General features: G+C 44.7%; 14 protein-coding genes and 4 pseudogenes. 7 read left to right on the forward strand and 11 right to left on the reverse strand.

What is annotated here, in order from left to right; translation table 11 throughout:
* Positions 1 to 24: 24 nt before the first annotated feature.
* From EHV15_RS08130 to EHV15_RS08140, 4 genes and pseudogenes are all read right to left on the reverse strand, one after another.
* Entirely contained in the window at positions 25 to 339 is a 315-nt protein-coding gene (locus EHV15_RS08130) for a YunC family protein (RefSeq protein WP_021624005.1), read from the reverse strand.
* A 167-nt stretch (positions 340 to 506) separates the two neighbouring features.
* Positions 507 to 1025: pseudogene (locus EHV15_RS08135) on the reverse strand (phospholipase D-like domain-containing protein); the annotation flags it as partial.
* Positions 1026 to 1038: 13 nt separating this feature from the next.
* A complete protein-coding gene (locus EHV15_RS36400; RefSeq protein ID WP_246061402.1) occupies positions 1039 to 1401 on the reverse strand; it encodes a hypothetical protein in 363 nt (120 codons plus the stop codon).
* 1100 nt (positions 1402 to 2501) lie between these two features.
* A complete protein-coding gene (locus tag EHV15_RS08140; protein WP_128630793.1) occupies positions 2502 to 2705 on the reverse strand; it encodes a hypothetical protein in 204 nt (67 codons plus the stop codon).
* Between the two features lie 792 nt (positions 2706 to 3497).
* Between EHV15_RS08140 and EHV15_RS08145 the strand changes: the two genes are divergently transcribed.
* Positions 3498 to 3944, forward strand: coding sequence for a hypothetical protein (locus EHV15_RS08145; RefSeq protein WP_128630794.1), 447 nt, complete (start codon positions 3498 to 3500; stop codon positions 3942 to 3944).
* 198 nt (positions 3945 to 4142) lie between these two features.
* Here the strand turns inward: EHV15_RS08145 and EHV15_RS08150 are convergent, their stop codons facing one another.
* Entirely contained in the window at positions 4143 to 4571 is a 429-nt protein-coding gene (locus tag EHV15_RS08150; protein ID WP_128635247.1) for a cell wall hydrolase, read from the reverse strand.
* A gap of 781 nt (positions 4572 to 5352) precedes the next feature.
* Here EHV15_RS08150 and EHV15_RS38020 point away from each other — a divergent pair.
* The 3 genes and pseudogenes from EHV15_RS38020 to EHV15_RS08165 all read left to right on the forward strand — a co-directional run.
* Positions 5353 to 5681, forward strand: a pseudogene (locus EHV15_RS38020) (hypothetical protein); the annotation flags it as partial.
* 167 nt (positions 5682 to 5848) lie between these two features.
* Positions 5849 to 6286: an Hsp20/alpha crystallin family protein gene (locus tag EHV15_RS08160; RefSeq protein ID WP_246061403.1), complete on the forward strand. Its 438-nt coding sequence runs from the start codon at positions 5849 to 5851 to the stop codon at positions 6284 to 6286.
* A 69-nt stretch (positions 6287 to 6355) separates the two neighbouring features.
* Positions 6356 to 6703 (forward strand): hypothetical protein, encoded by a 348-nt coding sequence (locus EHV15_RS08165; protein WP_128630795.1) that lies wholly within the window; start codon positions 6356 to 6358, stop codon positions 6701 to 6703.
* 120 nt (positions 6704 to 6823) lie between these two features.
* Here the strand turns inward: EHV15_RS08165 and EHV15_RS37240 are convergent.
* A pseudogene (locus EHV15_RS37240) lies at positions 6824 to 7162 on the reverse strand (beta-class carbonic anhydrase); the annotation flags it as partial.
* A gap of 74 nt (positions 7163 to 7236) precedes the next feature.
* Between EHV15_RS37240 and EHV15_RS08170 the strand changes: the two are divergent.
* Positions 7237 to 7545: a hypothetical protein gene (locus tag EHV15_RS08170; RefSeq protein ID WP_128630796.1), complete on the forward strand. Its 309-nt coding sequence runs from the start codon at positions 7237 to 7239 to the stop codon at positions 7543 to 7545.
* Positions 7546 to 8088: 543 nt separating this feature from the next.
* Positions 8089 to 8298 (forward strand): type II toxin-antitoxin system RelE/ParE family toxin, encoded by a 210-nt coding sequence (locus tag EHV15_RS08175; RefSeq protein ID WP_281281712.1) that lies wholly within the window; start codon positions 8089 to 8091, stop codon positions 8296 to 8298.
* Positions 8299 to 8599: 301 nt separating this feature from the next.
* On the opposite strand, the gene EHV15_RS08180 is transcribed toward EHV15_RS08175, so the two are convergent.
* The 4 genes from EHV15_RS08180 to EHV15_RS08195 all read right to left on the reverse strand — a co-directional run bounded on the left by EHV15_RS08180 (position 8600) and on the right by EHV15_RS08195 (position 11482).
* Positions 8600 to 9865 carry an IS110 family RNA-guided transposase gene (locus EHV15_RS08180; protein WP_128630797.1) on the reverse strand — a complete coding sequence of 422 codons (1266 nt, stop codon included), beginning with the start codon at positions 9863 to 9865 and terminating at the stop codon, positions 8600 to 8602.
* A 635-nt stretch (positions 9866 to 10500) separates the two neighbouring features.
* Complete coding sequence (locus EHV15_RS37870; RefSeq protein ID WP_281281607.1) at positions 10501 to 10629, reverse strand: hypothetical protein; 129 nt, start codon at positions 10627 to 10629, stop codon at positions 10501 to 10503.
* An 84-nt stretch (positions 10630 to 10713) separates the two neighbouring features.
* Entirely contained in the window at positions 10714 to 11232 is a 519-nt protein-coding gene (locus EHV15_RS08190; RefSeq protein WP_246061406.1) for a M15 family metallopeptidase, read from the reverse strand.
* Positions 11233 to 11236: 4 nt separating this feature from the next.
* Complete coding sequence (locus EHV15_RS08195) at positions 11237 to 11482, reverse strand: phage holin family protein (RefSeq protein WP_246061414.1); 246 nt, start codon at positions 11480 to 11482, stop codon at positions 11237 to 11239.
* 913 nt (positions 11483 to 12395) lie between these two features.
* On the opposite strand from EHV15_RS08195, the gene EHV15_RS08200 reads away from it, so the two are divergent.
* On the forward strand, positions 12396 to 12584 hold the full coding sequence (locus EHV15_RS08200; RefSeq protein ID WP_128630800.1) for a DUF4177 domain-containing protein: 189 nt from the start codon (positions 12396 to 12398) through the stop codon (positions 12582 to 12584).
* Between the two features lie 662 nt (positions 12585 to 13246).
* Here EHV15_RS08200 and EHV15_RS08205 read toward each other — a convergent pair.
* Positions 13247 to 14066: pseudogene (locus EHV15_RS08205) on the reverse strand (SulP family inorganic anion transporter); the annotation flags it as partial.
* Between the last annotated feature and the right edge of the window lie 222 nt (positions 14067 to 14288).

A 14288-nucleotide genomic window follows, 5' to 3' on the forward strand; every position in this document is an offset into this window, starting at 1 on the left:
CTTTCCTTAAGTATGGATTTAAAATTAACTAACCTCGTTTACCATCTTTAAAAGCGCATCTGCTCCTTTCATCCCAGGGCAAATTCCGCGTAATTCCGCCTCTGTGGTCACCATATCGAGTGGGGCATCCAGCAATTGCTCTATTGTTCGTACCCCGGTTGCGCGTCCTGCCACAATGCGGCGATCGTTTAATTTCTCATTTAACAAACGAATATCAAGCGCTCCGCACATGATATATCCGTGATCGGTTGTGATGGCCAGAAGTGTTGTTTTGGGCAGGGCGACCTCGATACTTATAACCTGATGACCTTCAACTTCAATCGGTTTCATCATGATCATCTATGATGCAGCTCCTTTTTTTCTACACTATATGCCGGGCGTGATATTTGCACCATAGACTGTTGCCCAAATTCGATATTACTTGTATTCGTTGGAGGCGCCTTCTCCCCTTTCGCCATATACATGTGTAATTGGACTTCGATTCAATTCCATGTAATTTTTGAGATTTATAACAAAGGAGATAACAAACGCGCTGCTTGATCAAGCATGCGCTCGGAAGAGGTACGATGCATATGATCTTCCAAACGATATGGAGTAGCCTCGGCGAGATCCCGTTCGAATTGTTCCGTAAGCTCCCGGGCCACATCAGAATGATACATCACTGCACACACTTCGTAGTTTAAACGGTAACTACGGAGATCGTAGTTGGAAGAACCCACTTCGGCAATCTCGCCATCGATAATCATGACTTTCGCGTGCAGCACCCCTTTGTTGTACTGAAACACATCGATCCCTGCTTCCACGAGTTCGCCATAATACGTACGGCTTGCAGCTCCTGCAACTTTAGGAATCACTTGGCGCGGCACCAGTAATCTCACTCGAACGCCACGCGCCGCGGCTGTTTTGATGGCCATCATGATATCCGCATCGGGTATAAAATAAGGGTTGGTCACGTCGATGGTTCGGGTCGCCTGCGTCAGGCAGATGAAATGCATTTCCCGAATGACCGGGGTAGACGGTTGGGGTGGGACATAGCCGCTATACTCCGGCAACTACCCAGGTTCCATATTCGCCCGCCTGTAAAGAGGGGGGTAGCATCTGCAGACGTCCGGTGAGAACCAGATGCCGAAGTTGAATCTGGACATCGTCATAGATGGTTAAATGGCCGGAGTAGGCGGCGTAGGGGGAATGAAACATGATCTGCTGCGCGCTTTCATTCCAGCTTCCTTCAATCGGAATCGGCGTTCCGCGAAATTGGATGGTGCCTTGAATTTGTTGGTCCGGCAAAACACGCATCACGAGTTTGCCCCACACAACCGGTCTTCCGGCGACAGATGCATGAACTCCCCATATGGAAAAGGGAGGTAAACTCTTTGTACTTGTTTGAGCCGCAACGGACATGATTCATCACTCCTCAAAGTTGGATCACGTCATTATATGCGTCCTCGGAAAAAATGCCAGTCACTGGGCATGAATTCTTTACAGATAACCGAACATGATCAAGTAAAAGAAGATGGACAGTATCGTCATCGGGATGCGCCTTTGACTGCTTTTCTCTACCTGACTCGTTTTCCGGAAGTCGAATGGTCCAGCATAAGAACGCCGGTATAATTGATCAGTTGATCCGGTTCCAGACCCCACACATAAAATTTTTCGTGCGAAAAAAATTCGTAAAGCAATGGATATTTATTGTCCATTGATGGCGTCTTTCTCTTATATTGGTTGTTTCTTAATGCAGACAGGTTTCGAACAAAATTGTTTCAACCCATCCCAGTTGCCCCAGATGCAATTTTTACATCGATTCGGTTGTCTTGGGGCAGAGGTAGTCCGGTATTCAACGCTTGTACTGAATGTTCGTGACATGCAGGTATTCACCTTTCCAATTTTATGCAAACAGCATTTAAGTTGTCCAGAAACGAATCATCCTATTCCGCCAAGCAGTTATCCGCATCGTGAAAGTTCCGCTTGGATTTGATCCCATCTACCCTTGTCCCCTGCATACAAATATCAAAGGCCGGAGCTGCCCATTTTGGGCAACAGCCGGCCTTTTGGTGGTCCTATTTCGCAGGATAAGTTGTCTTCGAAAATTATACAATGAATTTTCCAACTAACGCACGGAGCAAGTCGGACATTTTGTTAAATCGGAATGCGGTTTGCAGCATTTCCTCGCTTTTCGCCGTTTGCTCCTCTGTCATGGTCGCCACCTCCTCGGGACAAAACGAAGTATGAATCGGTTCGTTAAAAAAACTACCGGCATTCTACCGATGGCTTGAATCGCAAACATTTTTCACACACTGATTCTCCCAGTTGTTGCAGAAGTCCTCATATACTTGCTCTACGCCACAGTCGGATAGCATGTGCCTGGCCAAAAAGTCATACCAGAACTGGTCGAAAGACAAGGGCATCCGGGTTCCATATTGGGAACGAAGGGTTACATAACGGTCCCAGATTTTGATTCGGAATGCTTCCAATTCATCACATCGCTCCATGTCGGTTCGCCTTTAAGCGACGCTTGTATCGCTTGATATTTCTGACGTTTTCGCTCTTTCTTCGGCCATCTTTTGAAATTGTTTCGCTCTTTCCAGATGAAAGGCATGCAATTGGTCGTGATACTGAGTCATTTTCATGTGCCAGTCGTACATTTGCCTGACATAAGCGGCGTGGTCATGCGTATACATGGGCATTGCCTGTTTGATAAACTGCAATCGAAACCATTCCTCCTTGGTAGATGAAGTTTGAAGAACTTACAACATCAGTCTATGGCAGACGCATAGAAGTGAAAACGGCATCCGCCCGGTTCCGGTCATTTTTACCGGGTTGGTTGTCTATATGCAGGCGGAAAATTTATCTTCTTCACCGACACCACGCTATCCTGCCCGTTCGTGAATCCGCTCTCTTTATGGAATTATTCGACATTGACTGATAACCCCTCCATTCCTCTAAAAAAACAATGTTCCGAATATATTTTTGTAAAAGGAACATCGGGAATTATGAGACTCGTATTGTCTAAAATATGCTGCTTCGATATACTGATTTCAATCATATTGTTCCGATACTCGCAGTAATAGGAACTTTCATTTGGGGAGAATACAGAAGCGAAATTGGGAACTAGGCTAGCTGATTGAGCATTTTACTCTTTTTCCGAACGAAATGCAGCAAATAGGGAATAAGAGCGGCGAGACAAGGATTGGTTTCGCGGTCATGTTCAAGTTTTTCCAATACGAGGCGCGATTTCCGTTCACAAATTTGAAGTCCCTAAAGCCGTCATTTCATACATTGCCAAGCAAATCGAAGTGCCGGCAGAACTGTATGCACAATACATTGGTTCTTCTGAGCGCATTCTTGATCAAGCAGCGCGCGTTTTATCTCCGTTGTTATGTTATAAATAGATTATATTCACAAGACGCAAATACCTTGGAGGGAGCAAAGAGAAACGGCCGAATTAACGCGTTAACGGAATACTTTTGGAATCATTGGTTTAAAATGCCATACTTTGTATGTATTTTCTTCTTGGTTTCGCCTTATCCTCTGCAGCAGCACAAAACGTTATTGTTATTCTAAAACAAGTCGTGGATATCACACCAACAAAAGATATAAAGCAGTTAATTCATAATTCAATCATGATTGCCTTTGGCCGATTTGATACCGAACATCAGAAGCTACTGTTAGGAAAACGGGTTGAAGGCGGCGAATTGGTCAATTATGTTCAGAAATTTCATGTTGAGGAGTATCTGAAAGGAACTGGCCCGCGGTTCCTTCCCATCTTATCCACCGGTTTTGAACCCCTACCAGACCCTAAACATCCGCTCAAAAAAGTATATCCCGGTCCTATGGCGGAAAGGGATATGTGTGTTTTATTAAACGTGTGGAAGGAAATTATTATGCAATTGCTGGGGGCTGGCAAGGAGTGTACCCCGTTTACGAAGGAAAAACAATTTCTCTGAAAGGTAGGTTGAACAAGTTATCCTTGGAAGAATTCGAAAGAATAATCAAATCACTGCAATAGTCTCCAGAGGAAAACGAAGAATGGCCCTGTCATCAAGAATTTGAACAGAGCCGTTTTTTTCCATTGTCCGACGCGAAAACGATATTGCTACCGCGATTGAATTCTGTCGAAAACGGCAATCGATTTATAAAGCAAATTAATACGTATTATAAACATTTTCGCAAGTTTCAGCTGCCGGTTCATAAAAGCAGTGAAGCTTATAACGTCCCGCGAGAGGCTGATTGTACCACGTCGGGGGACAATCGCCTTCCGGCCTAAAATACCACAAACTAAATTTTGCAGGCCAATGCCTCTCTCCGTTAATGCACCTTCGAGCCAGGCGTTTTTCTCGATCCCTGGCTTTTTGATAAAAGTAACCATGTAAAACAGCCTCGAAAGCATTCGGTAGAAATACCATTTGCGGAATGGTGCGCAAGCCTTTAAAATCGGAACAATTCGCTCTTATCCGATTAATGCCTACATTTCCGATAAGCAGCATACCGTATTCTCCTTCACCTTCCGCTTCGGCCCGAAGAAGTCTGGCCAAGAGCGCAACATCGCTTTCTCTCGCTTTCACAACAGCCATCATTTTTCACCTTCTTCTTGTGTTATAGCCATAAAATATTATGAATGGAACAGATGGGTGACTGCCTACCGATTCCAATGTTGATGTCCCGTTTATTGAAACAGGAAAGGCAGGCGCCGATATGGGCTTGGCCGTATTCGAACATGCCTTGCGAAGACAAGCAAAACCTTCATCGCACTGCAACTAATTGTGATGAACCACTAGCGCAAGCTTCAGAATCTTTTTATCCTGATTAAACCGCCTTCTTTCAGAAAATTGCTGGTTTTGGTAACATTCATGGCCGTTAAGCAAGACCTAAATAAAAGCTATTTAATGACCAAAAGGTTTTGCCCTCACAAATTTACTCCTTGTGCAGGACTGCCGAGTGGGGAGACCGCTCAGACGATTGCCGTGCGCTTTGCAAATCCTCTGTTTTCCGGGTGCGATAGATTTGATCGGCCAGTACCGGCTTCGAGTAACATTCGAAGCGTTTCTTGTACGCTCCCAGAGATTCGATCAGCGTCCTCCTTTCGTTGAAGCTGTTCCATCCTTGAAATGCATTGGCATTTATCCATTTGGACTCGCGTTGACAAAAAGGTCATCGCTTCATTTGATCAATATTTGAGAGAAGTTACCTGCATGCTTACCAAACCACCTGGGAACACATAGCCCCGGTGGTTTTCCTGTAAGCCTGGGTGTCATCTTTAGGGTGTGAGTTCCGAACGGGGGCTCGCGAGCGCCTACCGTAGCCCGAGGGGATGTCGGTTGTGAAGCCATAATCTGAAGGAGGCCGGATGCAAATCTTAATCGCTACCTCATGGGCTGGATTGGATATTTCTGGATGACAAAACAACCAGTGGAATAGGAGAAGGCTGCGGATATGTCTCTTGAAACAATGGAAACGGGTGCGCCCCCGTATTCGCGAACTCCGGGCGCTTGGAGTGCCTGATTGGGCTGCATTCATGATGGCTAATTCAAGGCGAGGTGTGGGAAATGTCTCGGAACATAAATAACGCCCTTCCAACTTCCTACTGCAAAAAGGAAATTATTAATTTTTGGATAAACTTAGTGCTTAGGTGTTGTGAGAGGACGGGGGTTAATTGCCTGCCTCCAACTCGATTGGAGCAGTAGTTCACATTCGTGCTGAAACCAATCTGCCTGTAAATAGACGAATGTCAAATTAGTTTGATCTCAAGAGACATTCTTTTGGAGGCCGAAACTTTATCGGGCTTTTGGAAACAGGCGTTGAACAATCTCTGTTAATTGCTCGTAAAACCCGGAAACAGGGCGACCTTGTGTTGTCGTACGTCTGTTACATAACTGGTAATACGTTCCAAAAATTCAGGATTCGCGGAGATGTACAAATCGGCGCGCGTCTAGGATTTGCAACCCCTCGTATTGATGTATTTGAGAATGAACATGAAGTAATTGTTTCTTGTGAAATCCCTGGTTTGGATAAAAAAGAGAACCTTCATATCGATGTGGATGAAAACATGCTTACAATTAGTGGGACTATAAAGCAAGCGAATGAAATGAAACAGGAACAAATAAACCGCAAAGAACGGTTTGTTGGACGATTCCAGCGGGCGGTGTCTTTGCCAACACGCGTTCAAACGGAAGGAACGACTGCAACGTATCGCAACGGTATCCTTGAAGTTCGCATGCCGAGATTAAAATCCGATACCCAACGGCAAATTGATGTGCAGTTGATTAAAATGTATAGGGGCGTTACATGAAAAATGGGCACTTGCACACAATAAGCTTTGGGGGATAAAGTCCTACAATATTGAAGGAGGTCAAAGATCGTGTATCAACAAAACCTTTCACAGCAAGCAAGCCAATGCGCGCAGATTATTAAACAGTTGATCCAGCAAACGCAGCAATCGAGCAACATGTATCAGCAAATGTTGCAACAGGAGCAGCAAAACGCCGCCCAACTGGATCAGCTGGCCCAGAAAGAACGTAAAGCAGTTCAAACCATTCAATCTGTTCTGCAAGGACATCAAACTGCAATTCAGCAGATGCAGCAGGCGATGCAAATTTGTTCTCAGCTTCAACAAACAGCGCAACAACAAGCCGGCATGCAGAATGCGGGCTTGTCAATGGCTCAAAGCTGGCAGAATCAGAATTTGCAGCCACGGCAGTATCAATAAAACAGCTAACGATCGCTCTCTTTAAAAAGAAGGCGGTCGTTTTTTTACCTGACTATGCGTATGCCCCAAAAATAGCTAAATAGGTTGTAGCGTAGCCTTGGGATTTTTCTGTAAATCCTTTTAATTTTGTTTATAACCATCTACTATTAAATCTAACTTTCCTTCTGGGTTGATTACGAGGCCATGAACTGGAACGTTTTTTTGGTAGCAGAGGGTGATTCTTGACCGCCTGCAAGCTGGCTTATACTGAATCCTCAACACTATCAAAATCGAATAACCATTGTTGTAAATTAATTCCCGCCTTTTCGATGGTGTCGATAGTTTCAGTAGATATGCCTTTCTCCTTCATTTTTTTAAGGCTTCGCTAGGATCAACATAGCTCATGCCGCAATCGTGATGTCCGAAAACAAACACTTCATCAGCATTTAATTCATATACCGCGACAATAACGCTTCGCATTCACCTGTTTCCAATGGCTTGCCCACCCGCAGGAGACACTATGCGAGCTCAAGCGGCTGCTTCGTCCAGGCGGAATGGTGGCATTCACTACGTTCGGAACGGAGACGTTTCGAGAGCTGCATACCCCATTCGAGCTATCTTACCGCGCGCAGGGCCTGGAGCCGCAGCGCCACGGCCTGCCGCTGCATACAGCTAAGAAGTGGAACGTAATGCTGGCCGCAGACGGGTTTAAGAACCCGCAGCGCTGCCAAAACGTCCGCATCAAACGGTACCCAACGGAGCGCGATTTTCTCCATGCGATAAAAGTGGTCGGCGCCAGCGCCTCGGTAGCCTCCCCTTCCGGAAGGGCTGCGCCTATTTCACGACATGTTCCAGCACTATGAAACGCGATACGGCGACCTTAATGGCGTCCTTGCGACGTATGAGCCGCTGTGCTCCGAAATAAAGTATCGCCGAAAGTCGAGGATGAAGAACAGGAAACCGTCTACGGAACTTCGCGTATATTGACGAAGCGAATAATCATAAACAGCTAAATCCTTAGGGTATGAAAAATGACAGGGACAACGATGGCTTAGTGCAAAAATTTACATATGCATCTTTCGTCTGGGAAAATTTTAATTCTGCATGTTTGGTTGTGGGGGAGACAAATAGACTACCGGAACTACTGATTACGGTAGCCTATTTTCTCTATATACAAGGAGGGGACTGTACCCCATCATAAGTATATACACCGAAGAGGTTGTATAAGTACAATTATCGAGGCGGAACGAGGTCAGTTTAAAACATTTTATTTTAAGACTCATTTGTGGTTTTTTAAAAAAAGTGTTCTCTCGAATACACAGGGACGTATGTGTAATCAATAAAAAATCAATTAGGGCAAGGGATATTGGGGAATTACACAGTGTACGTTCTTCAATATTGCCATACTGAAACGAGGTTACCAATTCATTGTCGTGTATCCGTATTTAGTTTTTTATCGTGTCATTGAAAATACGGTGATTATCCATCGAATTTTGCATGGCCGTAGGGATTATCTCGTGAGTTATTTGGTCCTTAATGAATACATTACGCTCCCTCGAAATAATTCAGTTTCCTCACTCAGACTCATGAATTCGCAGGATTTTACCCTGAGCTAAACATGAAAGCAAAGAATCCAGGGGGAGTCGGTGGCTGGGGACTATAGAAAGGGCATGCGGGAACAAGGGTGTTGTGTCCAATACCCACTTTGTTCCATATCATGCACGTCTCCACGTCACCCTAGCGATTCTCACTCCCATGTCTCAACGGGTCAAGCCCTATCATTCCTTCGTCACATCTAACTAAGGGGTGGAGGTCGGTTTTTCTAACGGAACGGGTCCGAGCCCTTTTGCGCAACGTCTCCCGATACTCCGTGCTTCTTGTCATCCTGCGAATGCATCAACTGGTGAAATAACGCTCTTAAGCCGCTTGCGGAAACACTTTAGCTGAACTGTATGCTTCGTTGCTCTTTGCCAGACTGACGAGCATTCGAGCCACTTTACCGCATAGTTTCATAATGGATTTCATTTTCTTGAGCTTTTTCACATCGACATTGTAGTGGTGCAGGGCTCTAACATCCGGATTAGTCATAACCATGCACATCGTCATGAGATAAAGGAAGCGCCGGAGACGAGGGCGGCCACGCTTGCTAAGTACCATTTTTCCACGCCATTTCCCTGAGCTGGCTTCAGCCAGGTTAAGACCTGCATGTCGAAGCAAAGCATTACCGTGAGCATAGCCACTCAGATCACCGGCTTCACCTAAAATACCGGCTAAGCTGATTGCATTTACACCTTGAATAGCAAGCATCTTCTTCGCATAAGGGATGCGCTTAAGAACGAGTTGGAGTTCATTTTCGATTTGCTCAAGCTGACGTTGGGCCAGGTCGTATTCTTCGAGTAATTGACTTAAGTGCAGCTTGTAGGCGTGCAAAGCCTGTGTAGCGCCAACGCTGCGTTTAGCCAATGCGATGAGCTGCGCGGCTCGCTGCAAACCCGCGTGACGTTTCACATATTGTTTCCAGCCGGCTATGACTTGCTCGGTTGTTAAACGGCTAATTTCTGTAGGAAGAGGAAAGAGCCTTAATGTGGCAATGCTACTTGTGCAGGTTAAGATTTTAAAGACTTGCCGCAGTTCCGGGAACACAATATCTACCCAGCGATGAATCTGGTTAACAGCGCTATTAAGCCGTTTGGTAACCGTGTCTCGGTTGGCCATGAGAATTCGCAGTTCCTTGTAGGCTTCCGGATTGAAACGTACGGGGGAATAGTAGCCGTTTTTGACCATATCTGCGATGACAAGCGCGTCCTTACGGTCGCTTTTAGAGGGAGTATTGTCCCGATTTTCCTTGTTCTTTTTGACGAGGTGGGGATTCACAAGAACCGCCTCAATCTCTTGCTCTGAAAACCAGCGAGCCAGACTCAGCCAGTAGTGGCCGGTAGGTTCCATACCTACAATAACTTTGCTCAGTTTGTAAGATTTGAGTAGATCTCGAATCCAGCGGCTGAACAGCTGAAATCCCTCGTCGTGGTTGCCAAATTCCAGCGGCGATCCTAGAGCAATTCCCCGAAAGCTGACCGCACGGGCGACGTGAGTCTCTTGGGCAATATCTACGCCGACAACCAGATGCGATGAGGAAATGTTTTCAATGAGTTGATTTTGCTTGTCTTGAGCTTTAAACTTCATAGTAGAGCGACCTCCTAGATGGTGAGATTAAAAGGGCTGTAGACCCGTTTCCAACTCCCATGTTACAGAGGCGCTCTTTTTTGTACAAAGTCCAAATTATTCATTCTACAGGAATTCTAACGGAGAACGTTAGTTCCAGAAAAAGGAGCAATTGCCAGCGGCAGCGCTTCTTTCTTTCATTAAGCTAGTCGTAGTTAATACTTCACACGGTTTATAGCTTAGACTGCATATTTAAACGTGCAAGCTTCGCGCACATAGAATTCATCGCCGATTTTTACAGAGTAATCTGTGATTTCAATGATTTTCCCACTGCCGACCATCTCTTGACCCATAAACACTGCCACAGGGATCTGCTCTATCATGGCTGTATGGAAATGCATTGGGGAAGTCAGTGGCTTCATGAATTTTTCATTTATTTCACCTCTCCCCGAAACTTTACCATATTACAAAGAATGGTAAAACAAAAAGGCCGCCCAATTGGACGGCCCAAGAAAGGAGAACGCAGGTGCAGCCAGAGCATGCACACATTTATTTTGGATAAGACTGGTTTATTTTATACCTGTAAAAGAAAAAGACCCTGCCAGCACATAATGTGCGATAAGGTCTTTTGGATTTATCTTTAACCCCTTCAGTGACTATTCCGGCGGTGTTTGGTTACCCGTCACATTCGCCAGCCGTTCCAGGGCCGCTGTGCGCTTCTCCAGTCCTTGCAGCGCCTCGTTCTGTTCCTTAACCTTTGCCTCGAGCTCCGTTACATTGCTCATACACTCCGCCGCCTCCAATGCCTTGATATTATCGATGCCGCTTGCTCCTGGGCCGCGGTGGGACACTTGCCCGCCTGCAGCTGCTTAATTGTCAGGCCGAAACATCATTTCAAAATGCGGGTAATCCTTGAAGCTCTTCCGGTCACCACCCCATGCGGAACCAAGCAGCTTTGCCTGTGTAACGACCTCGATCCAGTCTGCTATGCCGTCGTGGTCGATATCCGCAATCATATTATAGCGGCCCTTTATCCGCACGAAGTCAACGGCCAGCCCGTAATTGTGATTCGATTCCCCAGGCTTGGCCTGCGTAACGACTTTCTCGCCTTTGGCTTTGCTCGCCGCCGTTCGGCCCTGCTTATACATCTCCTGTTGCTGAGCAGCCGATCGGTAGCCCCATGTGATCCTGATCTCGACACCGCGCTCATAGCACCTCTCGATGAGCTTTTCGCCTGCGTATTTCAAGGCAGGATTCAAATTGAGAAACGCCGGCGCTGATCTCGCCTTGATTTCTTCAAGCGTTGCCACCTTTTTCATCCCCCTTTTCTTCTCCGCTTTTTGCTTCAAACATCTCAACAGCAATACCTTCGCAATATAAATACCCATCCTGCTAGCGTTCTCCAGGATACTTAAAAAGCTCATTCGCGATATAGAAGCAGATCACGGCATTCTGAAAATGCTGCAAGTTACCCAGCGCCATATCGATAAAATGCGTTATGGTCACCAGGAGGAAAATGGTCACCTTCCGGGCGATCCCGTAGTATCCTTTCCGACTCCTCAGTTCTCCGTTAATCCAGGCCGCACCCCACCCCGTCAACCAATCGGCCACGACCAATATCAGAAGTGAATTTATCAAGATGCTAGACCCTCCAAACATGTATCCTATCCCGCCACCGCCCCCCAGCCCTGTAGATACCGATTTTATGAGCTTGGATTTTTAATCGATGCAGAGTAAGTCACATGAGGACGATATTTGTCCAAGATATTTGTTAATTTATCTATGGTAAAGGGTATGGTACCTCATTTTGGTACATCTCACTTTGGGTGGTAATTTTCAGTGTCTCGAGAAACAATCGTCAAGTTCACCCTTCCTTTAATGAGTTATAAACATGGTTGGAGCTTCAATGTGACTAGAGTAACTTATCTGGATATTGGAAATAATGTACATATAAATTGTATAAAGGGGAAGAGGTATGAATTTCCTAACGATATTAAATTGTAGAAATATTATTTTTGAGAAAAGTGGTCGCAAGTCCATCTCACAAATGACGATTCTGCAAGTTGGGATTTACATAAGGTACTCTTCTTGGTTCTCAAGTTGCGGGAAAAGGGCTCGCAAGTTCAATTCTGGTTTGCTGCTACTTTTTAGTAGTCCTTTATCTTAACGAATGGGTCTCGATAAAATGTAATTTAGCTGAAAAACTATTAGTGGAGCCATTCCTGTTATACAGATGGAAAGTTGTAATATGAAAAGGCTTCGATTAACCGTTAACGATCTAAAGAAGGCTATGAATTGGAATCTTTAAGTTTCGACCAAATTAAAGAGGGTACGATTGAAAATAATGGAGAATTCGGAAACGATAATGGCTCATACGAAACCACAATAGGTAATCTAGAACAAATTCTAAAAGCGAATTTTCCAAATGCAGAGATTCCTCCGTAAGCCAAGAAAACACTAATCCGTCTCAATTACAATACCCACTTACAATAAATTACGATTGCATGTCCAGTATATATTAAAATGAAACATCATATGTAGGAGGATCCAAATGGAAAGAGAACCATATAAGGTGGAAGTTTCAAAATTACTAATCGATGCCACAGAATGGGAGATCCAAGAATATTTAAATAAAATGTTCTTAGAAGGATGGAGACTGCATAGTGTTACCCCCATGCAGGTCAATGGTACAGTCCGCAACATTGTTTTTATTTTTGAGAAGGGGGCTACCATTATTTGAAATGAAGATAAGTAAAGAATCATGGTTTTGGAGTCTTATCTTAACAACGTGCCTACTCCTCCTCGCTTAAAGATAATGCAAAGAGATATGTAGACTAGAAATAATTTTTTGGAGGCAGAAGACCCCAAGGGTATGGGACAGCTGAAGTGGTAGGAGGTATTCTCCTAATCTGATTATCAGCATTTATGTCGACGTCAAAATCCGGGATTACGGCAAATGCTGAATTAATCCGGGCTGGTTGTTTCCGCAAATATTTTTGTTCCAAAATACCATATTATTAATTGGCAGACGAAAACAGTGCCTTACTTGTTACCCAAATTATTACCCATATAATAAAATCTGCTACTAAAAAAATCAAGAGATAGATAAGAAACATACCTCATACCGTTTCCTCCTAAAGAAGATTAACTATCATCGGTTTGACTGCGACTTGATAAGATGACAATTGCCATTACTATTATGGCTATGGCGAAAACAACCTAAAGATGGTTCTCCCTCCCCCAACCTTAAATTTTTTATAATGCATTGGGGGGATGGTGGCCCTCTTTCTTATTGCTTCAATCATGTTTATAAGAGTCAAGGCTCGATGGTTTCCCAACATTTAAGCATATTAAGAGCTAAACATCTCGTATTGGGAATGAAGACTGGAAACGCATCGTAGGTTATGTCCTTGCTGGATCTGGCTTCAAGTTCTTGGCCACTTCTTGTTGAGGCCCTTTGTTCGATAATGAGGTACATTCACGGAATGCGAATTGCTTACAGTCCAGACACTTATTTAAGTCCAGTTGCGAAAGAGCAAAGTTAAGAGCCTCACCGGTATGCCCAAAAAAAATGTTCGGCCCCAATCCGCCAAACTTTTCGAAATGCTTTACTAAACTAGCCAGATTTGATTCGCCTGTTGTATCCATTAAGGGTACTTATCCCATGCGTAGAACTAATACTTTTGGTCTCAAATGAATCGTATCCATGATGGATTTTTCAAACATGTTCGCCGCGCCAAAGAAAAGGGGACCTTTAATGGTGTAATTTCCGATATGTGGACAATCATGACCTTCGGTTACCATATGGGCTTTCACTTTCTCATTTTTGGCTGTAGGGTCGGGCATTACTTTGGAAAAACAAGCAAGCTGTCACTCATACGTTTCACAAATAGAAGAACAGCTAAGATCTATCCGACGTCAACTGCAATCGTTAAATTCGTAAAGCCCGTTAACAAAAAGGTAATGAGGAGGATAATGGAATCAATCGCTCTTTTTGGTTTTCAAAACGTGAGCGAATTCTTTCCTTTCACTCATATTCCAAGCGACGAGCATCAGTATTGGAGCCATGCTAGCAAGTGGGATCTCCGATGCTTAAGGTGCGAACAAAATGAGCACCAGCAGAACCAACAATGCCATGGATGACACCAGACAAAGGCGAAACTGCACCATTTTTGATATTGGTTGATGTCCGTGCAATGGCTCCTTTTGCCGGTATCCCCCCATGTCCCTCCCTGATTGGTTCCGCGAAAAAGGTGAGGAGCTCTGCTCCTCACCCTGCCTGTTGTAATCTCCCTGTCAACCCAAACTTAGAGGAAAATCTGCAAACGTACCTTCCAACTTTAGGGAGATAGTTACATTATTACCCCGCAGGCGTACCCTTATACTCAAATGAACTTTATTCACATTTGGTTGGAATGATTTCTGAAGAATAGCCCTTTTTTAA

Source organism: Paenibacillus oralis (genome assembly GCF_003863965.1).
Lineage (GTDB): Bacteria > Bacillota > Bacilli > Paenibacillales > Paenibacillaceae > Fontibacillus > Fontibacillus oralis.